At 36.2% G+C, this 21,434-nt stretch carries 21 protein-coding genes; 15 read left to right on the top strand and 6 right to left on the bottom strand.

Annotated elements, in window-relative coordinates:
- Nucleotide 1: 1 nt before the first annotated feature.
- Both H7A25_17905 and H7A25_17900 read right to left on the bottom strand, forming a co-directional pair.
- Nucleotides 2-349 (bottom strand): response regulator, encoded by a 348-nt coding sequence (locus tag H7A25_17905; GenBank protein MCP5501783.1) that lies wholly within the window; start codon nt 347-349, stop codon nt 2-4.
- Between the two features lie 140 nt (nt 350-489).
- Complete coding sequence (locus H7A25_17900) at nt 490-1,761, bottom strand: replication-associated recombination protein A (protein ID MCP5501782.1); 1,272 nt, start codon at nt 1,759-1,761, stop codon at nt 490-492.
- A 29-nt stretch (nt 1,762-1,790) separates the two neighbouring features.
- On the opposite strand from H7A25_17900, the gene H7A25_17895 reads away from it, so the two are divergent.
- The 3 genes from H7A25_17895 (at nt 1,791) to H7A25_17885 (ending at nt 5,887) form a co-directional block, all read left to right on the top strand.
- Entirely contained in the window at nt 1,791-3,062 is a 1,272-nt protein-coding gene (locus H7A25_17895; GenBank protein ID MCP5501781.1) for a hypothetical protein, read from the top strand.
- Nucleotides 3,063-3,131: 69 nt separating this feature from the next.
- Nucleotides 3,132-4,721: a PAS domain-containing protein gene (locus H7A25_17890; protein ID MCP5501780.1), complete on the top strand. Its 1,590-nt coding sequence runs from the start codon at nt 3,132-3,134 to the stop codon at nt 4,719-4,721.
- A gap of 95 nt (nt 4,722-4,816) precedes the next feature.
- Nucleotides 4,817-5,887, top strand: coding sequence for a hypothetical protein (locus H7A25_17885; protein MCP5501779.1), 1,071 nt, complete (start codon nt 4,817-4,819; stop codon nt 5,885-5,887).
- Between the two features lie 13 nt (nt 5,888-5,900).
- Here the strand turns inward: H7A25_17885 and H7A25_17880 are convergent, their stop codons facing one another.
- Nucleotides 5,901-6,701 (bottom strand): hypothetical protein, encoded by an 801-nt coding sequence (locus H7A25_17880; GenBank protein ID MCP5501778.1) that lies wholly within the window; start codon nt 6,699-6,701, stop codon nt 5,901-5,903.
- A 153-nt stretch (nt 6,702-6,854) separates the two neighbouring features.
- Between H7A25_17880 and H7A25_17875 the strand changes: the two genes are divergently transcribed.
- The 5 genes from H7A25_17875 (at nt 6,855) to H7A25_17855 (ending at nt 14,971) form a co-directional block, all read left to right on the top strand.
- On the top strand, nt 6,855-8,798 hold the full coding sequence (locus H7A25_17875; GenBank protein MCP5501777.1) for a serine/threonine-protein phosphatase: 1,944 nt from the start codon (nt 6,855-6,857) through the stop codon (nt 8,796-8,798).
- Nucleotides 8,795-10,564: an EAL domain-containing protein gene (locus H7A25_17870; GenBank protein ID MCP5501776.1), complete on the top strand. Its 1,770-nt coding sequence runs from the start codon at nt 8,795-8,797 to the stop codon at nt 10,562-10,564. Before H7A25_17875 ends, H7A25_17870 begins: the two co-directional genes overlap by 4 nt.
- 8 nt (nt 10,565-10,572) lie before the next feature.
- Complete coding sequence (locus H7A25_17865) at nt 10,573-11,265, top strand: hypothetical protein (protein ID MCP5501775.1); 693 nt, start codon at nt 10,573-10,575, stop codon at nt 11,263-11,265.
- On the top strand, nt 11,262-13,319 hold the full coding sequence (locus H7A25_17860) for a S46 family peptidase (GenBank protein ID MCP5501774.1): 2,058 nt from the start codon (nt 11,262-11,264) through the stop codon (nt 13,317-13,319). The genes H7A25_17865 and H7A25_17860 overlap by 4 nt, the downstream gene beginning before the upstream one ends.
- A gap of 101 nt (nt 13,320-13,420) precedes the next feature.
- A complete protein-coding gene (locus H7A25_17855; GenBank protein MCP5501773.1) occupies nt 13,421-14,971 on the top strand; it encodes an AAA-like domain-containing protein in 1,551 nt (516 codons plus the stop codon).
- Nucleotides 14,972-15,028: 57 nt separating this feature from the next.
- Here H7A25_17855 and H7A25_17850 read toward each other — a convergent pair whose 3' ends face one another.
- Both H7A25_17850 and H7A25_17845 read right to left on the bottom strand, forming a co-directional pair.
- Nucleotides 15,029-15,991: an SDR family NAD(P)-dependent oxidoreductase gene (locus H7A25_17850; GenBank protein MCP5501772.1), complete on the bottom strand. Its 963-nt coding sequence runs from the start codon at nt 15,989-15,991 to the stop codon at nt 15,029-15,031.
- 1 nt (nt 15,992) lies between these two features.
- Nucleotides 15,993-16,220, bottom strand: a complete 228-nt coding sequence (locus H7A25_17845) for a hypothetical protein (protein ID MCP5501771.1) — start codon at nt 16,218-16,220, stop codon at nt 15,993-15,995.
- A gap of 83 nt (nt 16,221-16,303) precedes the next feature.
- Here H7A25_17845 and H7A25_17840 point away from each other — a divergent pair, with 83 nt between their 5' ends.
- Nucleotides 16,304-16,939, top strand: coding sequence for a TetR/AcrR family transcriptional regulator (locus H7A25_17840; GenBank protein MCP5501770.1), 636 nt, complete (start codon nt 16,304-16,306; stop codon nt 16,937-16,939).
- A gap of 146 nt (nt 16,940-17,085) precedes the next feature.
- Complete coding sequence (locus H7A25_17835; protein MCP5501769.1) at nt 17,086-17,487, top strand: hypothetical protein; 402 nt, start codon at nt 17,086-17,088, stop codon at nt 17,485-17,487.
- A 959-nt stretch (nt 17,488-18,446) separates the two neighbouring features.
- On the opposite strand, the gene H7A25_17830 is transcribed toward H7A25_17835, so the two are convergent.
- Nucleotides 18,447-18,965: a hypothetical protein gene (locus tag H7A25_17830; GenBank protein ID MCP5501768.1), complete on the bottom strand. Its 519-nt coding sequence runs from the start codon at nt 18,963-18,965 to the stop codon at nt 18,447-18,449.
- A 237-nt stretch (nt 18,966-19,202) separates the two neighbouring features.
- Here H7A25_17830 and H7A25_17825 point away from each other — a divergent pair, with 237 nt between their 5' ends.
- The 5 genes from H7A25_17825 to H7A25_17805 all read left to right on the top strand — a co-directional run bounded on the left by H7A25_17825 (nt 19,203) and on the right by H7A25_17805 (nt 21,314).
- Nucleotides 19,203-19,343 (top strand): hypothetical protein, encoded by a 141-nt coding sequence (locus H7A25_17825; GenBank protein MCP5501767.1) that lies wholly within the window; start codon nt 19,203-19,205, stop codon nt 19,341-19,343.
- 164 nt (nt 19,344-19,507) lie between these two features.
- Nucleotides 19,508-19,693 carry a hypothetical protein gene (locus H7A25_17820; protein MCP5501766.1) on the top strand — a complete coding sequence of 62 codons (186 nt, stop codon included), beginning with the start codon at nt 19,508-19,510 and terminating at the stop codon, nt 19,691-19,693.
- Entirely contained in the window at nt 19,690-20,148 is a 459-nt protein-coding gene (locus H7A25_17815; GenBank protein MCP5501765.1) for a hypothetical protein, read from the top strand. Before H7A25_17820 ends, H7A25_17815 begins: the two co-directional genes overlap by 4 nt.
- A 7-nt stretch (nt 20,149-20,155) precedes the next feature.
- A complete protein-coding gene (locus tag H7A25_17810) occupies nt 20,156-20,497 on the top strand; it encodes a XisI protein (protein MCP5501764.1) in 342 nt (113 codons plus the stop codon).
- 115 nt (nt 20,498-20,612) lie between these two features.
- Nucleotides 20,613-21,314: a formylglycine-generating enzyme family protein gene (locus H7A25_17805; GenBank protein ID MCP5501763.1), complete on the top strand. Its 702-nt coding sequence runs from the start codon at nt 20,613-20,615 to the stop codon at nt 21,312-21,314.
- Nucleotides 21,315-21,434: the final 120 nt, after the last annotated feature.

Raw genomic sequence — 21,434 nt, 5'->3', positions numbered from 1 at the left:
TTTAAAGGAGTTCCCGAATCATAGAAAGTAGTTGAGGAGGTTGGAAGGGTTTGACGAGCCAACCATCGGCGCCTATCTCTAAAGCTTCTGTTTTAATATCATCTTCTGATTCTGTAGTTAGGACTATAATGGGTATATCCTGATTTTTTTTACGGATTTCCTTTATTAGACCGATTCCATCTAATTCAGGCATATTAATGTCGGTAATAATTAATTCAAATTCTCCGCTCTCATATTTTTTAAGTGCATCCAGACCATCGCTTGCCGACATGGCTTCATAATTAAAAATAGACAGAGCTGCAGTAACAGTTTCTCGCATAAATTCAGAATCGTCAACAACCAGGATCATCTAATACCTCTAAATAAAAGTCAATTTTTCGAGCTAACAAAATGTTTTTTAATTTTAACAAATTATGCAATAAAATTTTAAATATTTTATCTCTATATAATAAAAAAATAATTACTCGAATTCCCGAATATAGGAGATTTTTATAAATATTCTTTTTTATCTTTCCATAAAAAATGTAACCATTCTTTTAATTTCTTCTCTCCTCCAAGATCCGAAGGATAATAAAATTGAGGAGACTCTTCTTTCAGCTCTTCCGGGAAATAAGATTCTTCTATAAAGTGATTGGGATATTCATGGGGATACCTATAGTCTTTTCCGGCACCTTCTTTTTTATGAAGAAAGGTGGGAGCGTTTCGGAGATGAAGGGGGATGGTAATGGAAGGACCATTTTTTCTAACATAAGCAAGTGCTTTTTCAATTCCATTATATGCCGAATTGGACTTGGGGCAGGACGCTAAGTAGGTGCAAACATGTGCCATAATAATTCTTGCTTCCGGCATTCCGATTCTTTCTACAGCATTAAGTGCCGATGTGGCCAGAGGAAGAGCATAAAGAGATGCATTCCCAATATCTTCACTGGCAAGGATTACCATTCTTCTCATGATGAAAACAGGGTCTTCTCCGCCTTCTAACATGCAGGCGAGATAATATAGGGCTGCGTCCGGATCACTTCCCCGAATGGATTTTATAAATGCGGAAATGAAGTCATAATGATTTTCACCACTTCTATCATAGATTAATACTTTGGAAGATAGCTTTTCTTTTATCGAAAAGAGAGAAATGTTTTTATCCTCTTCGGAACAGCTTTCAGCTACGGCTTCTAAAAGCCCCAGAAGTTTTCTGGCATCACCTCCTGCTAAACTAATCAAATAATCTCTGACTTCCGATTCAAATTTGACTGATAAAGATAAGTCTTTTAGACCTCTATCAAAAATTTGGTTTAGTGCTTCTTTGTTCAGGGCTTCGAGTTTATAAATTCTCATCCTGGATAGGAGAGGACGATTAATACGGAAAGCCGGATTTTCGGTGCTTGCCCCGATCAATATGATTTCCCCTTTTTCTACTGCATCGAGGAGGCTGTCCTGTTGGGAACTGGAAAAGCGATGTATTTCATCCAGAAAAAGGGCAATGCTGCCTGTCTTTTTGGCTTTTTGGATAAGCTCTTTGATTTCCTTGACCCCGGAGGAAATCGCACTCAGATGAACATGGGGTATGTTCCATTTTTTGCTTAGAAGTAAAGCAAGAGTGGTTTTTCCGCTTCCGGGAGGGCCGTATAGGAGTAAAGAAGTGGGTTTGTAGAGGTTTTGTAATAAGTGAATGGCCCCGGTTTGTCCGATTACTTCTGAAAATTGTGTCGGGCGTAGCCTTGCAGCTAAAGGACTGATATTATTTTGAAAAAGACTTTCATCCATTGAGGCCTCCTGAATACTATTACCTGGATATGGAAGCAATACCCCTTAGAAAAATAAAGCAAAAGTTTTTGTCTAAACCAAAAGAAATATACCTTGAATATGCACCCGGGTTTTTAGAGGAAACCCTGGAACTTTGTAAATTAAGTTTAGTAAATTCTCTTCGAGAGCATCGTTTTTCACCTGAGATATTGCTGGATGGAAATCGTATCCGTATAAAAAATCTTCATTATTATTCTTATGTAGAGTTTCTTTTAAAAGCGAATTTTCTAGCAGATGTTCGATTATTATTATATCGCTTCCCCAATCATCCATCTATTTTGGATAAAAAATTTGGTAATTATGAGTATGAATATATACTAAACAATCATAGCTGCATTCATCTTCATACACGCATTGCTTCTTTTTCGCATATCAACATGCTGGAGTTAAAATCTTTATTTCTAAGGGCTTTGGGAGATAAACTTAAAATTCGTGAAGAGGAAGGAGGAATTCCTATTTATCTCGAAGCGGATAAAAAGTATATATCAGCATATCTGTCTCTTGCCGGTCAAAAACTATACAAAAGACAGTACCGCATAACTCTTTCTAAAAGCGCACCCATCAGGGAAGATATAGCTATTCTCTCTATGCAAAGAATGAAAACCTTTTTAGATAAAAATGGACTTAAGTTTTTGCCTGAACGGGTCTTTATTCCATTTTGTGGTTCTATGACTTTCGGAATTGAATTTTTAAATTTTATTAATTCTGTTAGTAATTTACAATTCACAAGAGAGTTTTCTCTTGTTTCCCTAACTTTTTTTCAAAAAGAGCATTATGAATTTCTAAAAAACCATTTATTACTATCAAGAATTAATTATTTACCGAAACAGATAATTGGTCTTGATATTCATTCGGAAGCTTTGCAGGTGGCTGAATCGAATATTCAAAAATTTCTTTCTCTTTTTTCGAAAACAGGAACTTCGGAAAGAAATCTATTTTCCTTATATAAAGCTGATTTTTTTTCGGAAGGAAATTTCGAAGCAGAACTTGTGGGAGAATTATTTGTACCATTAAATCCACCTTATGGAAAGAGAATGTTGTCTGCGGGCAGGATAAGTGAAAACTATTCCCGGATCGCAAAGAAACTGGTTTCCATTCAGAACAAAAGAAAAGACTTGCTCTATGGTTTTATTTTTTGTCCGGATGAAGACAGCTATAAGGCCTTTGATTCCCATCTTCCTGAAACCTGCATACGCGAAGCTGCCTATTTTTCTCAGGGGGGCTTACCGATAAAGGTTTGTTTATTCCTTTTTTCTTCCTAATCTTTCAAAACTTACAGAACTTCCTTGACTTAAGCTTATTTTTCGTGAATACTTAGAAAAGGTGTAGAGATGGATTTGGATTATAACAGCTTATCTAAAGAAGAAGTATGGAACTTGCTTTTAGAAAATGAGAAAAAATTAAAATCTCTAGAAAAGGAAATGAGGTCCCTAATTGATGGTAATGAGAAGAATAAGTTATTCATACAAAGAGTTGTAGATACGGTACCTGCAATTGTATATGTAAGTGATATTAACACACATAAAAATATATATGTGAACCGGAGTATTTTTAGATCTTTAGGTTATGATAGAAATTTCATCGAAGATACGCCAGGATTTTTTTTTAGTATTCTGCATATTGAAGATATTACTAAAATTAAACAGCATATTGCATCCTATAGTCATTTAGCAGATGGTGTATCGATTACGATTGAATATAGACTGAAGAATAATGCTGGTAAATATATATGGTTTCGGGAAATTGATACTATTTTTTCGAGGGATCCTGATGGAAAGCCAAAAGAAATATTAGGAAATATACAGGACATTAGTGAATACAAATATGCTGAAAAGTTAAAGGAAGCCAATAAAACAATATTACTTAGGAATCGTTTGATTGAGGAACAAAAAGAAGAGTTACAACATACAATAAAACGCTTACAGAATACTCGTGATAAGTTAATTCAAACAGAAAAAATGGCATCCCTGGGGCAGTTAATTGCAGGGATTGCACATGAAATAAATAATCCTATCGGTGCCATTTTGGCATCCAATCAACTCAGCGAAAATTGTCTGGAGAAAATTCAAAACATTTTTCCCGATCTGCTCCCTGTGATTTATAGTCTCTCAGAACAAGAACTTCGGAAAGTAAATGAACTAATTGAAGATGGCTATAAGAGTAATGAACATTTTAGTGGATCCATATATAGGAAACGGAAAAAAGAATTAACAGAAGAATTAAATTCTATGGGCCTTGAAAACGCCTTTATCATCGCAGATACAATGGTAGATTTCGGTATATCCGAAGCTATAAAAAAATATCCTGAAGTTTTTTTACATCCACAAGCATCTACATTAATTGATTTTATTCTTTTACAGATAAATTTAAAAAGAAATACAAGAACAATCCAGATTGCTGTTGATAGGGCTTCCAAGATACTCTATGCCTTAAAGAACTTTTCACGCTTTGAAACTTCTACGGAGAAAAAGTTGGTTCAACTCCATGAAAATATTGAAACCGTTTTAACGTTGTATTACAATTATATAAAAAAGGGAATTGAGGTTATAAAAGACTATGAAGAACTTCCTATGCTATATTGTTTTCCGGATGATTTGCTCCAGGTATGGACTAATCTGGTTCATAATGCAATTCAAGCGATGAAATTTAAAGGTTGTATCCATATTCGTATACACAGAGAAGCCGAATATGTTATTGTAGGAATTAAGGACAATGGACCCGGTATTCCGGAGAATATACAGGGAAAAATTTTCGATCCTTTTTTTACAACTAAGGAACAGGGAGAAGGGAGTGGCCTCGGCCTCGGGATTGTTCAGAGAATTCTTGAGAAACACAGTGGTAAAATAGAATTTGAATCCAATTCAAATGGAACCACATTTTATGTATTTTTACCGGCAGAATTTATTCAAACTGAAGCGTAGTTTTGCATATTTTTCTTGAGTTATCCACCGAAGACTAAAAATTACTTGAAGCTTCTTCTTTATTGATTTAGAAGAGTAGAAAAAGGGAGATTAATTTGAAGAAACTAATAAAACTATTGTTTGTCTTTTCATTTGTTCTGGGTTTGAATGCACTTTTTTCCGAAGAAAAGCAAATCCTCGAAGATTCTAAGCTGAGTATCAAAACTCAGGAAGAATTGCAAAAATTGAAACGAGAAGATTTTCATGCGGAAATTGTGAAGTTAATGAAAGCTTCTTTCAAAGAAGGTGTTTTACAAAGAGACGAACTGGGTCGTTATTATACGAACGGACGTTATAAATTTAAACTTTTAGAAGATAAGAAAGAGACGGAAAAACTTTTTTCTCATATCGAATACAGTATAAATGGAAATTCTACCCAGGCTTATACCTACCCGATTTCTCTTTCGGAAGAAGGAAGATACAGGCTGGATTATAAGGGCTTTGATAAACTGGGAAATGTTGAAGAGGAAAAGTCTTATGATATTACTGTGGATAGAACTCCTCCTGAAGTTTATTATACACTTGAAGGTCCTTCATTTATGGGGGAAACCAGACTTTATTATAAACCCGGTGTGAAACTGTTTGTGAAAGCTACAGATAAGGTTTCAGGTGTTTATGAAATACTGGTAAACATAGAAGACAAAGAAAGGAAGAAGGGAGAGCAGAAATATAAAGGTCAGGGAAATTTACCTTATCGTGATAGCCAGAAAGAATTCTTTGAACACGGAAAGTATACACTTTATATTCGTGCCTTTGATAAAGTTATAAACCTTTCAAAAAAGAAAGAAGTCGAATTTTTTGTGGATGCAAAAGGACCATCTATTTTGGAAGCTCGTTCCAACCCGGTAACTCGTGAATTCAATGGAAAAAATTATTGTTTAAATAATACCGAAGTTCTTTTACGTGCAGAAGATAACGAAACCGGAATATTCAAGATTGAATATAGTCTTACAGCCAATGGGGGTTGGAAACGCTATCCCGGTAAGATCCGGGTAAGTGGAAATTCAGGGGAGTATAAGATTTTCTACAGGGCTATCGATAATCTCGGAAACATATCCGAAGTGAAAACCTTTTCCTGTGAATTAGATCAGGTTCCACCCGGTTCGAAAGCGTATATAAAAAATTAAGAGAGTCTTTAAATTATTGTTGATAAGAGGCTTCTCGAAGCCTCTGTTTTAAATCGTTGATTAAGACCGTTTTTTCTTTTTCATCCATGATACTCATTTCTCTTTCATGAATTTTTATTTCCAGTTTAAGCTGTTGGCTGAAAGGCTCATAGGTATATAGTTTTTTGTAATTATCTCCATAAATTTCCTGCCTGGCCTTTTGGATATGGTTCGATTTTGTTTTACTATCTTTGTCTGCATTTTTCTTCAAATATCTTTCTGTGTATGCATAGAATTTTTCAATGGTATCGTAATCTTTTGGTGGAAAGAATAACTTACTCAATTCTTCCCCCCAGACAACTTTTTTTACTTTCTCTTTTTCTATAATTTTTTGATACCTATCTAACTTTTCATCTTTATCGATTTGGTCCAGATATTTTATATATTCGTTGTAAAGCTTCAATAATTCAGAAAGAACTTTTCCTTTTTCTCCGGGAAAATCACGTTGTAAGTCCAGAACCAATAGATCTTCTGCTCGTTTGGGGGCTACCTGGTGGTAGTAAAGCATTCTTCGGCGAAAGTATTCAAGGACCGGGCTTGAATCGATTTCCAGGAGTTTTTCTTCTCTAAGGTATTCCTTTTGAAGTTTGAGTTTCTGAACAATCGCTTTTTTTTCATAGTTTTCTTCTTCGACTACCAGATCCTTTTTTTGTAAATAGTAAAAAAAGGCCGCCAGGCCTAAAAATACAGCAATTATGGTAAAAATAACGATTCTATTACTGTTTTCCTTGCTTTTTTGGTAGGTTTCAAACTTTTTTCTAACTTCTTCATCCATTCCAGAATCCTGTTCTTATTTTAAAAGTATCGGAGTCTCGATATAAAACTTCAATACAAGCTTTTATTAAGGTGATGGAGAAGTATCTTATTTCTTTAATCCATAGAAAATAAATGGTTGCGAAAAAAGATTGTCATTCTTATGCTTTTCTCAGTGCAAAACATCGCTTCCAATGATATGGTCTGTTTACTCTGTGAGGAATCCAGGATTCCTGACGGAGAGACAAGCAATGGTAGATTTTTCTGTTCCACCTGCGGTAAAGAGTGGATTCTGGAGAAACGGAAAAAAAAACGTATCAGTAGCTTTTTTCGGACCGCAGATGATTCCGCTCTTCTAAATGAATTTATTACAATTTTTGATTCAGGTTTAAAAGCTGAAGAAATTTATACCAGGCTTTTATCGATATTCAATGCCAGGCTGGAAGTTGAGCAGTCTGCTATTATATTAAAAAATGATCTTTCTAAAAGCTATGAACTCGTGAGATATTATACTTCAGAAAAAAAGATGCAGAGAAAGGCTCAGAAATTAAGGTATGCCTACGAAGAACCTGATAATATTTATTCTACCTGTATCGAAAAAAGAGATGTTGTGTTTCATAGTGTCCATAAAGGGAATCGTTATGATGAACTCTATAGGAGAATTACCGGAACCCAGTATAGCATTATCCTACCCGTTTTTTCAAATGGAGAAGCACTGGGACTTGTTTCACTGGATTTCAAAGATATAGGACAGGCTAAAAAAATTCTCCAGCATACACATCTTGTTACTCCTATCCTGCACCAATTTGGAATTGCTCTCCAGAATGCAATTAGTTATGCAAAAGCGAATAAACGTTATATCGATTACGTGAATCTAAATTCTGCTTGCCTGCTTTTAAATAAGTTATACTTAAATAATAGTACAGAAATTATTAAGATGACCTTGCTTTCTATTTCAGGTTTTATTAATACACGGATTAATATCTTACTGGAATATGACAGAGATGCAAAACTGATAACAGCTCATCGTTTACAAAGAACCTTAGAATCTTTAGATTTAGATAAATTAGAAATAACAAATTCATTGGAGAGTTTTGAAAAACTATTTCGGAATGAAGATGCAAGGCTTTTACATATTAAGGATAATCCCTGTTTATTTAGTTTTGGATATAAAAGAGCTGAAGTTCTTGTTTTACCTCCTTTTATCATAGATGGGAAAGAATTTGTTTTTTTAATGGGCTGGAATACGAGAAGGCATTTCAGTGAAGATGAAATCGCACTATTAAGAGACTATTATAATCAGGTTAAAATCACTATCGAAAATTCTTTTCTAACTCAAAAAATGGCCATAAAGGAAAGACTGGAGAAAGAAGTTCAAATTGCCAGTGATATACAACTGAATTTATTACCCCAATTTATGCCGGAAAATAATCATTATGAATTTGCCGGTTTCATGAAACCGGCAAGAGAAATCGGTGGAGACTACTATGACATTATTGTCTCACCTGATAAAAAGGATATCATTGTGGCTATTGGAGATGTTTCAGGAAAGGGGATACCGGCAGGGATGGTTATGGCTACAGCTCGAACTGTAATACATTCGATTGTTCGAAAAGAAGCTTCTACCTGGGAAATAATCAAAGCTGTAAATACCTTTCTGCATTATAACTATAAAAATTCGGTTATTTTAAGATTCATGTCTCTGATTATTTTTCATTTACAATACGAGACAAGTGAAATTGTTTTCAGCGGGGCGGGGCATGGAAATATTGCGGTATATCGCTACAAGGAAGATCAGGTTGAGCTTGTTTCTACCGGTGGTATCATTCTCGGTATAGAAAGCGATATAAGCTCCTTTTTTAATGAATCCTTTGTTAAATTAGGAGAAGGTGATATTCTTCTAATGTACACAGATGGAGCTACTGAAGCAATGAATCGTAGAGGAGAACTATTTGAAGAATACAGATTATTGGATGCTTTTAAGAAATGGAAGCATCTGGGTATTAAAGCTATGTTAGAACATATTAATAAAGAGATACTTCAGTTTATGGGAAATTCAGAACAGCAGGATGATATTACTCTTGTTGCCATAAGAAAAAAAATCGATACCAGTTCATGAGTCCTTTTTTTTTACATACCCATCGACTGATAGAAACAGTCATAAGCCATTATCAGAATAATGAGAGTGGAGATGCTCTCAAAGATGCTTATGTAAAGATAGATATGTTGCAGAAAATCTTCAATAGTTCGAATGAAGCCATCATGATAACCGGAATCGAAGGCAACATTATTTGTGTAAATCAAGCATTTTCTAATATTACAGGTTACATTCCGGTTGATATCGTCGGTAAGAATCCAAGAGTTATGAAATCGGGAAAGCATGATCAAAATTTCTATAAAGACATGTGGGGGGGATTAATTGAAAAAGGACAATGGCAGGGAGAGGTTTGGGATCGGAAAAAAAGTGGTGAGATATATCTAAAGTGGTTAACCATTACTTCTATAAAGGATTATTCTCAAACTAAAATACTTTATTATATAGCTATATTTTCAGATATTTCTCGTTCGAAAAAACAGGAAGAAGAAATTAACTTTTTGTTGCATAAGGATCCTCTAACCGGTTTGAATAATCGTTTTTTATTTCGAGAAATTTTACAACAGGAAATCGCTGACTTGCAAAAGGGGATGTTTCTTGTATTGATTGTTATCGACCTTAAAAATTTTCATTACATCAATGATAAATTTGGCCATAGAATTGGAGATCTCTGTTTAAAAGAAGTTCCTTCCCGTTTGAGAAGTTTTTTACCTAAAGCTCATAGTATTTCCCGCATCAGCGGAGATGAATTTGCTATCATCTTGAGCGATTTATCTGATCTGAATTTTCTTTCTTTGATCTGTGAAAGTTTAATAGAAAAGTTTAACACTCCTTTCCTGGTTGAAAATGAGTCTTTATATATACCTATCAGTGCGGGAATTAGTGTATACCCGGAAGATACCCGCAATTTGGAATCTTTGATTGCCAATGCTGAAACGGCCAGACTACAGGCAAAACATAGCCCTTCTCAGCAAAGCATTGTTCATTTTTATTCCCCCGGCTTAAATTTAAAAACTTACAATCGCCTTAGCTTAGAACTGAAGCTTCGAAAAGCTTTGCAGAATGGAGAGTTTTTCCTTGTTTATCAACCTAAAATTTCTCTGAGAACAGGGAAAATATGTGGTTGGGAAGCTTTGCTTCGTTGGAATGAACCGAATGAGGGAATCATATCCCCTGTCTATTTTATACCCTTATTGGAAGAAACCGGTTTAATTATTCAAGCAGGACAAATTGTTATAGACTATGTTTTGCGAGATCTAAAAACATTTTTTCTTCCTACGAATCCTGAATATTCCCTTGCTTTTAATGTTTCCGGGATACAATTTAGTCGCGCAGACTTTGTTGAAATCTTACTACAGAAAATTCAGTCCTCCGGTATAAATGCGGAGCACTTGCAGATTGAGTTTACCGAAAGTACTTTGATGGAAAAAACGGAGGAAAATATTAAGAAGATCATGATGATGAAACAGGCGGGCTTGAAAGTTTCAATAGATGACTTTGGAACGGGATATTCCTCTTTTGCTTATTTAAAAAATTTACCTATAGACAACTTAAAGATCGATCGTTCTTTTATCGTTGATGTTCCGGATAAGAAAGATTCGAGTGCGATTGTTCGTTCAATTATAGATCTGGCTCATAACTTGAATTTAACTGTTACTGCGGAAGGAATTGAAACTGAAGAGCAACTTCGTTTCTTGCAGGATTTGCATTGTGATGAATTTCAGGGTTTTTACTTCAGTCGTCCTCTTCCGATTCAAGAATTAGAAAGTATTATAAATAAATTTTCATAAGGAGAATTATGTTACACAATATATTGCTAATACTATTTCTTTCCATTTTTCTTTCTTTCTGTAAAAAGAAAGAATTTTCCGGGAAAAACTTTCGTTTTGGTAATGAAATGATTTCAAGCCGGCAGGATACAAATGATGATAAAAAAGTGGATACCATGGCTTATGTGGTGAATGACCCCGATAATTATCGTATTGTATATCAGGAAATGGATAGAAATCTGGATGGTTTATCAGATACGTTTATCTGGGCCGGATTAAGTTCAGCTACTAAAAAAGGCCAAAAAGTCAAAGACCCGGTGAAAGTTCATGAAGAAGAAGATACAGATTTGGATGGTAAAATTGATACCATTAAGTGGTTGCTTCCAAATAACTTTATCGCTATGAGCCAGGAAGATAAAGATAAGGATGGATATTTTGAAACAACTGTATATTATAATTTTCTAAAAAATAAAGTTCGTAAAGAGGTGGATACGAATTTTGATGGAAAAGCAGATAGAACTTTTTGGAGTACCCGGGCTGAGGTAGATACAAACTTTGATGGTATCTATGATAGTTATATTATTTCCAAATCGAGTCTGGCACTTGAGGAGAAAGCCATGAAAGGAAAAGACCTTCAGGATTTGAAACGAGAGGATTCATGGTTTCATAATAGAAAATTAGTACCGAAAGAAGAACGCTCTATTATCGGAAGTGAATATTGAAAATTTTCATTTTCCTATTTCTTTTTAATTTTCCCATTTTTGCAGATGAGGGGATGTGGTCTTTTGATAATCCACCTGTTGAGCAAATAAAAAGAAAATATGGTTTTACATTGACGGAAGCCTGGTTAAGAAAAGCAAGGCTTTCTTCAGTTCGTTTTAATGATGGAGGCTCGGGTGCCTTTGTTTCAGACGAAGGGCTGGTGATTACCAATCATCATGTTGCTTTAGGTCAGGTTCAGAAGCTATCAACTGCCAAAAATAATTTTGTGAAAGACGGTTTTTTTGCCAGAAAAAGAACTGATGAAATAAAATGTCCGGATCTGGAGATAAATGTTCTTCTTGCCTATGAAAATATTAGTCCTGAAGTAGATGCGTATCTAAGAGGGGTAAAAACCGCCGGAGAGAGAAAAAAAAGGCTGAAAGAAATTCTTTCTCGTCTAAGCCGTGAGGCCGAAGAGAAGACGGGTTATCGTTCCGATATTGTAAGCCTATACAATCATGCCGAACACTGGATATATATGTATAAAAAATATACTGATGTTCGACTGGTTATGGCTCCGGAATTGCAGGCTGCTTTTTTTGGAGGGGATTATGATAATTTTAACTATCCTCGCTTTGCTCTGGATTATGCGTTTTTTAGAATATACGAGAATAATAAACCTATTGAAAGTAAATATTATTTTCGTTGGGCGAAAGAGGAATTGAAGGAAGGAGAACTTGTATTTGTTTCCGGACATCCCGGAAAGACCGAAAGGGGAAAAACTTATTCTGAATTGGTTTATGAACGAGACCAGGCCTTTCCGGAACTAATTCAAATGCTGAAGAAAAAGCTGAAAAATTATCATCAGTATGCAGTTCAATCCAGGGAAAAAGAAAGAGAAGTGCAGGATAAGATTTATCGTATCTCGAATGGCTTGAAAGCGATTCATGGAAAGTGGAAAGGTCTTCTTTCAAAGTCTGTAATGCAAAAAAAAGAGAAAGAAGATAAAGAACTAAAATATTTCTTACAGAAGCATAGGAACTATAAAAAAGAGCTGGGACCTTTTTATTACCGCATCGATAAAGCCCTGAATGAAAAGAGAAAGAAGAAAAAAGAAATCTTTTATACTTCATTGCCTGAGTCAAAATTAGTTTCGTATGCCATGATGTTTTATTTATATGCAATAGAAACCGCTAAACCTGATTCTATACGTTATCCGGAATACCGAGAGTCCAGACTTGCTTCCTTAAAGTTTTATCTCCTGTCTCAAGCACCCATCTATAAAGATTTGGAAATATTTACCTTTGCCAAATCCCTCGAAGAAAGTAGAAATCAACTTGGCAGAAAGCATGAGTGGATTCGAATTCTTCTCGGAAAAGAAAAACCTGAAAATCTTGCTAAAAGGCTTATAGAATCTACTTCATTTCAAGATTCAAATTTTCGTAAGAACTTATTAGAGGGAAAAAGAGAATCTATATTGAAGTCTAAAGATCCTTTGCTTCTCTGGGTACGAAAGTTAGAACCCTATAAGAGAAAGTTTCGTCAATGGTATGAATTTAGAGTGAGTGATATACTGGAAAAAGAGAATCTTGCTTATGGAAAACTAAAGTATTATAAATACGGTAAAAGATTATATCCGGATGCCAACTTTTCACTCAGACTTAGTTACGGAACTGTAAAAGGCTACAGGGATAGAACCGGAAAACTTCCCTATAAAACAACATTTTACGGTCTTGTAGATAGGGCTTTATCTTTTGAGGAAGAACCACCGTTTCAACTTTCTCCGCTTATAAAGAAGAATTTAAAAGATCTGGAACTTAAAACTCCTTTAAATATTGTAAGTACCAATGATATAACCGGTGGTAATTCCGGAAGTCCGGTATTTAATAAAAACCTTGAATACTCGGCCCTTATCTTTGATGGAAATGCTTACAGTCATTCCTGGGATTATGTATTCTCAATGAAACGGGGTCGGGCGATTTCCGTTCATGCGAAAGCCATTATAGAAAGTCTGGAGAAAGTATATCAGATGGATGCACTCGTAAATGAAATCCTCATGTCCAGGGAGAAGTAAAGAACTCTCTTCAGGTTCACAGGTACATATTACAATGCGTGCTTAGAGATTTATGTTTGTTTATTGACAAATAATTTTATCCTATTTTTAATCAAATAATCATGAAAGAGTTTAATATCACGGGCACCTGCATTCCTCACCTGCATTATATGGTTGATACAGGTAAAAAAATTGGAGAAATAACCGAACTAATTAAAAAAGGAAAATATTTCACCATCAATCGCCCGAGACAATTCGGAAAAACGACAACACTTTATCTCCTGGAAAAAGCACTGGAAAACGATTATCTTTTGATTTCAACCAGTTTTGAGGGAATTGGTGACTCATCTTTTCAGGATGAAAACACTCTTTCCAAAGTTTTTATCTCTCTAATAAAAGAATCTCTGGAAATAATAAATGAACAAGTCCTGATTGAATCTATAAAAAAAGCTCCTCAACCCGAAACCCTACTGGAGCTGGGAAATTTCATTTCCGATTTGGTGAAGAAATCAGAAAAAAAAATTGTTCTTTTAATTGATGAAGTAGACAAAGCCGGTAACTACAGACTCTTTTTAAACTTCTTAGGTATACTTAGAAATAAATACTTAAAAAGAGATACCGGCAAGGATTTCACCTTTCACAGCGTCATTCTTGCCGGAGTCCACGATATAAAAAATATCAAACTAAAACTCAGACCCGAGGATGAAAAACAATTTAACAGTCCCTGGAATATAGCTACGGAATTTGATGTGGACTTATCTTTTCATCCGGAAGAAATTGCTACCATGCTTATGGACTACGAAAAGGATCTGCAAACCGGAATGGATATTCCTCTTATGTCAAATGAAATCTATAAATTTACTAATGGCTATCCCTTTTTAGCTAGTAAGATATGTAAGGTGATTGATGAAAAACTAAATAAAAACTGGACGACAGAAGGAATTCAAGATGCAGTAACAGAAATCATTGAAACTCAATCTACGATAGTGGACGATTTAATAAAGAATATAGAAAATAATAATGATTTGGAATCTTTTGTTAAACGCTTACTTATTGAAAATGATAAAATATCTTATGTTCACTCAGATAAAATCATTTCCTATGGAACTATGTTTGGAATTTTTAAATCCGATAAAAATAAGTTAGTTCAAATTCATAACAAAATATTTGAAATTGTTCTATACAATCATATCATTGCAAAGCTGGATCGAGAAAATAGTAAAGTTACCGGAAATGTATTTCAACCTAACTTCCTAGATAAAAATGGCGATTTGGAGATGGAGAAAGTTCTTTTAAAGTTCCAGCAATTTGTAAAGGAAACGTATTCCAATAAAGACGAGGTTTTTTACGAAAGACAGGGACGTTTATTATTAATCGCCTTCGTCAAACCCATTATAAATGGCACGGGCTTTTACTATGTAGAAAGCCAGCATAGCTACGAAAAACGCTCCGACATGATAATTGCCTTTAATAAAAAAGAATATATCCTTGAGTTAAAAATTTGGCGTGGCAGGGAGTATCATACTGAGGGACTCGAACAGCTGGCATCTTATCTAAATAGCAAAGGTCATAACCTAGGTTATCTGGTTGTATTCAACTTTAACAAAAATAAAGAATTCACCAATGAGTGGAATGATGTGGATGGAAAAAAGATTTTCCAGGTAATGGTTTAAATCGACCTTGAAATCTTTACCGAGCATTTACTATCCCATCTAAAAACTATATCTCTTTTATATCACAAGGGCTTCAAGATAGTCCCAGAGAATTTGTTTTTCTCCATTCGGTGTATTTGTATTAGGTAATATATTTAACTTTCTTTCTTCTCTATCGAAGTATAATTTACTGGTATCCCAGGGAACCCAATCGGGTTTGGAAGCCATCCAAATAATTGTATCTGCACCTTCCTTAGGAGTTCTTAAAAAAGGTTTCATGAAGGTGTAGAAATAGGGCAGGGCTTGAGAAAGACTCGGAGTGTCAACCCAACCGGGATGAACCATATTTACAGTGACACCTTTTTTGGCATAGTATTTAGACCAGAGTAAGCTTAAATCTACTTCAGCACGTTTGCTTTGCGCATAGGCCTTGAGACCGCTATAATTTCCGTTTAAGAACTGAAGGTTGTTAACGTCGAGGCGAGTTAAATACATCCCACCTGAGGTAACATTAATGATCCTTGCATTGCCATTGCCTCTTAAAAGAGGTTCTAAGTATCGACTCAATAGGTGATAGGCAAGGGTGTTCGTAGCAAATGTGGTCTCTAAACCTTCCGGACTGATTTTCTTATCCTCCAGAAAAACACCTGCGTTGTTTACCAGTACATCTAAATGTGAATACTTCTTAATGAACACATCTGTAAATTTCTTTATAGAGGAACGAAGGCTTAAATCTACTTCTTCGTATTGTACGGAAGCGGAAGGATGAATAAGCTGTGTTTCTCGAATTGTTTCTTCTGCCTTTTCTTTATCGCGGCAAAGAAAAATAACATCTGCACCCAGACCGGCAAGTCCCTGTACGCTTGCTTTCCCTATGCCTGAATTTCCACCTGTCACCAGACAAATTTTACCTTTCATGGAGAAATTGATTTCGGGAAATTCCCAGAAATTTCTGCGTACCAAATAACCCGGGCGGTTGTAGCCTATGAAGAAAAAAGTTTCCAGGGATTCCTCAAGTATGTCTTTGAATATTTTTATCATGTTATATGGTGAATTTCTTAATTTCTTCCGGATCAGTAGTTTCGTCTACGTTCTTTCTGCATTTCTGGCAGAAAAAGGTGATTTTCTTGGGTTGTAATGTTATGCCCCAGCCCAGGGCTATATAACCCCATACACTATGTTGAAAAATTTTTTGTATACCATCATTATCACGGCTGTAGTTGCATTGTTCGCAGGTATAATGAGGTTTTGAATCTATATTCTCTTGCAAGCACTTCTCCTGTATGACCATTTAGCTTTAGGTTTTTGGGGAATCAAGTGAAAATCCATAGTTTTTTTCTTGATAGATAACAAATGTTATTTAAAAGTGATTATAGAGAGCATAGTTATGGGAATGGAACTCTTAGAGAAGATTCGATGCCAAAGGTAGTAGACTTTGATAAAATTAGGGAAGACCTGCTTTATAAAAGTAGCCGAATGATAAAAAAGCAGGGGTTTTTGGAAATGTCAATGAGAGACATTGCTTCCAACTTAGGTGTTACTACCGGAAAGCTATACCATTACTTTCGAAATAAGGATGAATTCCTATTGGAACTCTTTGAATGGATTTCTCAAAAATCCATATATGAACTGGTAAAGGGAATATGTAGTGTAAGAGACCAAAAAGAAAAAATCCATAAGTTTTATTCGATACTGGCCGAGCAATGTGAAGCCACCCGTTTAAATATCTTATTGAGTTGGGATGTATTTCGGAGTAATCTATCAAAGAAATATTTGCTACTCTGGCAAAAGCGACTTTACCGTATATTTCAAAAGCATTTAAAGCTGGAACCCAGGCTTTCCCGAACCATGGTTTCTCAGTTAATAGGTTATATATACCTCAGCCTATTAAGTGAAAAGCCGGATACGGAGATGCTCTGGCAAATGCACGATTTGTTAATCCTACAATTGGAAGCCGAGCAAAAGAATGGGCAAGTAATCAGACTTTAAGCGAGAGAAAATTCCGGTTTTTCTTTCATTTTTTTCAAATAATTAGGGAAAATATCCACTTTTTAGAGCAAAGCAAACGTAGTAAAATATATTTTTTATTTGCCTGTATCTTAAACTATTCCAAACTTAGTTAAGGAGAAAAGTGTATGTTTGAAAATGATGATTTTGATGATTATGAAATTTTAGTGGATGCGGAAAGAGTTAAAGCAGGAAGCTTGAAAGATAAATACTTTTATGAGAAGATAGGAATCGAAATGTGGGAAGAAATGAAAGTGCAAATCAAAAAAGCTATAGAGTATAATGAAGATTTGGTTTTTATTGTTCCCAGGGGTTATTTAAAAAGTATGGAGGTTGCTTCCGTATTCAAGACGCATTATTTCTTTGAAATGAAAGGGGTGAATGAGTTAATTGTAGGCTTAAAGAGTATGGATGGGAATGTTTACTTTTTTCTAACGGATGTTTATATGATGGATGTTTTTGAAAACTTTATCTATGAAACTTTTCCGAATAAGGAAGATGAAAAATTTCTTAAGAATCGAGTTTTATAAGGGGAGATTCCCGGATAGTGTATCCTTAAGCCCGGGAAGGAAGTCTTCTTTTTTTGGAACGGGACTTTTTTAAGTTACAGTTTCCTTTCAAGCTAAAAGAAGCGAGAAGGGGAACTGAGGTAGAGTTTGTTAAGGCTTATTCCTCCACTACTTTTAGTAAGGTTTTCTTTCCCTCTTTTTGTAGCCACTTGGCCTGAATCAAAAGCCAGCGGCTATTTGTGTTTATTTCATAATCATACTGTACAGAGCCATTTTTCCCGGAAGTAATGACTTTTTGGTTCGGGGCTTTATTGGGATCCGAGAAGAGTAAAAATTGTATCTTCGTATCCGGGGGAAAGCTTCCTTCTATAGAGATACGCTTCTTTTCCTCTGAGGTTTCGGTTTTTAGTTTTTCAAGCTTTGCCGTAAAGTCTACAGACTCTGACTTCTTCTGAACGAAAACTTGAGAGCCAAATAGGCAGAGAGGAACCAGGATGCAGGAAGCGAATACGAGCCGGTTGGCTTTGTGTAAATACTCAGACTTCTTGTCTTTTGTATTTTCGTAAAACTCTTTTATCTTCTCTGCAACTTCCGGGTAGAGCTTTCCTTCAACAGACGATTTGGCGAGAACCGTATAGCGGTAGACCCAGATGAGACTGAATACGGGTAAGGAAAGAACAAGGTAGGCATAGAAAGGGAATTTTAGAGAAGTGAAATATTGAATAAAGCCTGAACCGAGACCGATTACCGGTGTGTATACCCCCCAGAGCCAGAGGATAAACTTCTCTAACTTTTCTGCGGACTCGTTAATTCTTTCATGTGGTTTCCTTTACCGTAGTAGCTATATTCTATCAGAACCTGCTTTTTATGTCATGCGTTTTTTAGCTCTCTCCCTCGTTCCCTCTCTCCTGAAAGGAAAGAGGGAGGTGGAGGGTTTTCTTTCTTAACCCACAACTTAAGTTATGGGTTAAGGGAAGGTGTTATAATACGTTGTTCAGGACTAATTCTCCTTTCCCTGCTTGAACCCAGTTTTTGCTGCGCTTTGATACTAAATAGCCCTCAAAGCCGGGAAAGATTTCGGTTTTAAAGTGTTTCTTTACCCAGCGAAAAAGGTTTTCGGCTTCTGAAAGGAAGCTTTCATCTTTTGGTATAAGTTTCCCTGTATTATCAAATATATCTTTTACATAATACAGTCTTCCTGAAAGTAGTTTATTACCGTTATAAGGAAATATAGGATAGAGAAACTCTATAAGGGGGGAGTTTATAGCTTCCGTAGAAAACTGTTTTTCCCTCTTCAAAAAAGATTTAATGATTGTTTCTTTATGAAAAGAATGAAGTAAGTATTTGATACCATCATCATCTTCTTTTTCATGCCCGGACAGTAGTGCATCTTCACAAAACTTAGAATTATAGATATAGAATTGACGTTCGGTAATGTAGGTTTCTAATTCCTTTATATCTTCCGGTAAAAAATAGAAGTTTATCTGACTACTTTTCATTTTTGCGTATTTTTCATTAATCGAAACTAAACAAATAAAAAGCAAGTATTTTTAGTTTTACCTGCATCGAGTTGAGGTTTATGTAAACCTTAACCAATCTTTTGTCTAAACCCTGCTTTTTTTACCTCTCTCCCTCGTTCCCTCTCTCCTGAAAGGAAAGAGGGAGGTGGAGGTTTTCTCTTTTGAGCTAATAGAAAAAGAGCTTGTATGTAATCCGAAAAACTGTATGATAGGCTCATGCAGGCTTTTTCTACAGAATCCAAAGAAGAACTCCTAAAGAGAAAAGAAGAAGCGTTACAGGAGTTCGCAAAGAATTCTTTGATAGATGAAGAAGATGTTCTTAATGAGATAGAGGCCATGCTTGACAAACAGAATTAAGTTTTCTTCAAAAGCCGGAGAGGATTAGTTTTATTTGCATCTCGGAGAGGGAACTTTGCATCCCGGAGAGGGAACTTTGCATCTCAGAGAGGAGTCATTGCATCAGCCTAAACGAAGAAGAAATCATTTGACAGGATTGCCATTCTAATTACATTTAACCTGCTATGCCGGTCTCGGAAAAGAACGCCCTCGTGGTGGGAATGTCATATTATGAGCATATCCCGAAGCTAAACTCCCCGGCCTTAGATGCCTGTGCCGTGGACATCCTGCAAAAACTCAGCCGAACGAACTTGCAGATACTCTACTTCCGCGACATCAGCCAATCAATCATCCGGGAGTTCCAGACATGAGAGTTGAACAGATGAAATGGAAAGATAAGATACTGGGTATTGCAGAGAAGCTTCATTGTACATTAGAAGTTTTTTCTGAAAAAGAAGGGGAAGCTCTGAGAACTTCTATTCGGGAGAAATTTGTCGACCCTTTACATTCCGGATGGGAAGAAAAACTTAATGGCGGAAATTTTCTCTGGGATAGGGTAGATTCGGTTTCATACACAGGTGAAGATTGGAGCTGGATAGATGTTTTTACGGGAAAAGAAGATGTTATTCTTTTCTTTGAGAAGTATAGAGATACGAACTTTTACCGGTTTTCTTCCGGCATGTCCGTCTGCGAGTTCTTAGATGAGTTTTCTATTGATGAATTTTATCTGACAAATAGCCGGGCTGAGTACCTGATTTTTACAACAGACTTCGGAGAATTACATGCGAGCGGAAAAGCGGCTCAATGGTTGGAAGAAAATGTATAAGGTTAAAATGGAAATAACAAAAGAACAGGAAAGCATTCTTATCGAGCTTCTTCGTTATTATGGAAGAACACCGGCGATAAACAGTCCTGATGTAAAACCGAGTGTTATCGTGGATAGGGAAAGTAGAAATTATATGCTGATAGATATTGGATGGGAAAAAGAAACTCGAGTTCATGATTGTAATATTCATTTTGAAATCGTGGAAAATAAAATCTGGATACAGTGTAACAATACAGATCTTGACCTGGTGCAGGAATTGAAAATGCGCGGCATTGAGGAGAAGAGCATTGTTCCTGCTTTTCTTCAAGCGGAAAACGGACTACCGGTTTTTGTACCGGCTAAGAAGTGAGAATCTTTTGAAAAAGTTTCTTCTCTTTCTTTTCGCTGTTTTACTTGCCTGTAGTCCGAGAAAGAAATACCCGTCTCCTCCCCACGGCGGAAAGGTGATTACGAACTCTCTCGGAATGCAGTTCGTGGAGATCCCCGCAGGAGAGTTTAAAATGCTGGGTCGTTACCCGGTGAAAATCTCGAAACCCTTTTACCTGAGTCGCTTCGAGGTGAGCCAGAAACAGTGGCAGGAGGTCATGGGAAAAAATCCTTCTAATTTCCGCGGAGACTGTATTTTCTGGATCTACTGTGATTCACAAGATCATCCCGTAGAACGCGTAAGCTATGATGATATACAGGAGTTTATTAAAAAACTAAACGTAAGCGACCCTTCCCGACCGAGGTACCAGTACTGCCTGCCTACGGAAGCCGAGTGGGAGTATGCCTACCGGGCAGGTACTACAACAACCTACTACTGGGGAAATGAAGCTGAAAAAGCCGAGAATTATGCCTGGTATTATGAAAATTCTAGTAGTAAAACTCATCCCGTAGGAAAAAAAAGACCCAATGCTTTCGGTCTCTATGACATGGCGGGCAATGTCTGGGAGTGGGTGGAGGACTGTTATGATAAAGATTTTTATGCAAAAACAGGAGGTGAATTGTCGGTAGACCCGGTCAATAGAGGTCAGAAAAGATGTAGTCGAGTTCTGCGTGGTGGTTCCTGGGTCGACTTTGATGATTCCCTTGCCGCATCCAGTCGGGGCGACTCCAGTTCGGACCTCCAGGGCAACAGCGCTATCGGCTTTCGTCTTGTGGCCTTTCCGGCCGGGGAACCCTGAAAGGTCTTTACCTATCCCCCTCTTATCCCCCTTTCCTAATTCGCTATGCTTCGGCTCCTGCTTAGCAGTCGCTCAGCACAAGTTGTATAAACCAGAAATATAACTACCGCAAACCAGAAT

The organism is Leptospiraceae bacterium, assembly GCA_024233835.1.
Taxonomy (GTDB): Bacteria; Spirochaetota; Leptospiria; order Leptospirales; family Leptospiraceae; genus JACKPC01.
This window is presented reverse-complemented; position numbering and strand designations above follow the sequence as displayed.

Excerpts from the sequence above, each read along its gene's own strand:
- H7A25_17825 (MCP5501767.1), top strand. The coding sequence starts at position 19,203 with ATGCAGGCTTTTTCTACAGAATCCAAAGAAGAACTCCTAAAGAGAAAA.
- H7A25_17905 (MCP5501783.1), bottom strand. The coding sequence starts at position 349 with ATGATCCTGGTTGTTGACGATTCTGAATTTATGCGAGAAACTGTTACT.
- H7A25_17855 (MCP5501773.1), top strand. The coding sequence starts at position 13,421 with ATGAAAGAGTTTAATATCACGGGCACCTGCATTCCTCACCTGCATTAT.
- H7A25_17810 (MCP5501764.1), top strand. The coding sequence starts at position 20,156 with ATGGAAATAACAAAAGAACAGGAAAGCATTCTTATCGAGCTTCTTCGT.
- H7A25_17820 (MCP5501766.1), top strand. The coding sequence starts at position 19,508 with ATGCCGGTCTCGGAAAAGAACGCCCTCGTGGTGGGAATGTCATATTAT.
- H7A25_17840 (MCP5501770.1), top strand. The coding sequence starts at position 16,304 with ATGTTATTTAAAAGTGATTATAGAGAGCATAGTTATGGGAATGGAACT.
- H7A25_17865 (MCP5501775.1), top strand. The coding sequence starts at position 10,573 with ATGTTACACAATATATTGCTAATACTATTTCTTTCCATTTTTCTTTCT.
- H7A25_17900 (MCP5501782.1), bottom strand. The coding sequence starts at position 1,761 with ATGGATGAAAGTCTTTTTCAAAATAATATCAGTCCTTTAGCTGCAAGG.
- H7A25_17870 (MCP5501776.1), top strand. The coding sequence starts at position 8,795 with ATGAGTCCTTTTTTTTTACATACCCATCGACTGATAGAAACAGTCATA.
- H7A25_17815 (MCP5501765.1), top strand. The coding sequence starts at position 19,690 with ATGAGAGTTGAACAGATGAAATGGAAAGATAAGATACTGGGTATTGCA.
- H7A25_17890 (MCP5501780.1), top strand. The coding sequence starts at position 3,132 with ATGGATTTGGATTATAACAGCTTATCTAAAGAAGAAGTATGGAACTTG.
- H7A25_17805 (MCP5501763.1), top strand. The coding sequence starts at position 20,613 with ATGCAGTTCGTGGAGATCCCCGCAGGAGAGTTTAAAATGCTGGGTCGT.
- H7A25_17835 (MCP5501769.1), top strand. The coding sequence starts at position 17,086 with ATGTTTGAAAATGATGATTTTGATGATTATGAAATTTTAGTGGATGCG.
- H7A25_17850 (MCP5501772.1), bottom strand. The coding sequence starts at position 15,991 with ATGATAAAAATATTCAAAGACATACTTGAGGAATCCCTGGAAACTTTT.
- H7A25_17830 (MCP5501768.1), bottom strand. The coding sequence starts at position 18,965 with ATGAAAAGTAGTCAGATAAACTTCTATTTTTTACCGGAAGATATAAAG.
- H7A25_17880 (MCP5501778.1), bottom strand. The coding sequence starts at position 6,701 with ATGGATGAAGAAGTTAGAAAAAAGTTTGAAACCTACCAAAAAAGCAAG.
- H7A25_17895 (MCP5501781.1), top strand. The coding sequence starts at position 1,791 with ATGGAAGCAATACCCCTTAGAAAAATAAAGCAAAAGTTTTTGTCTAAA.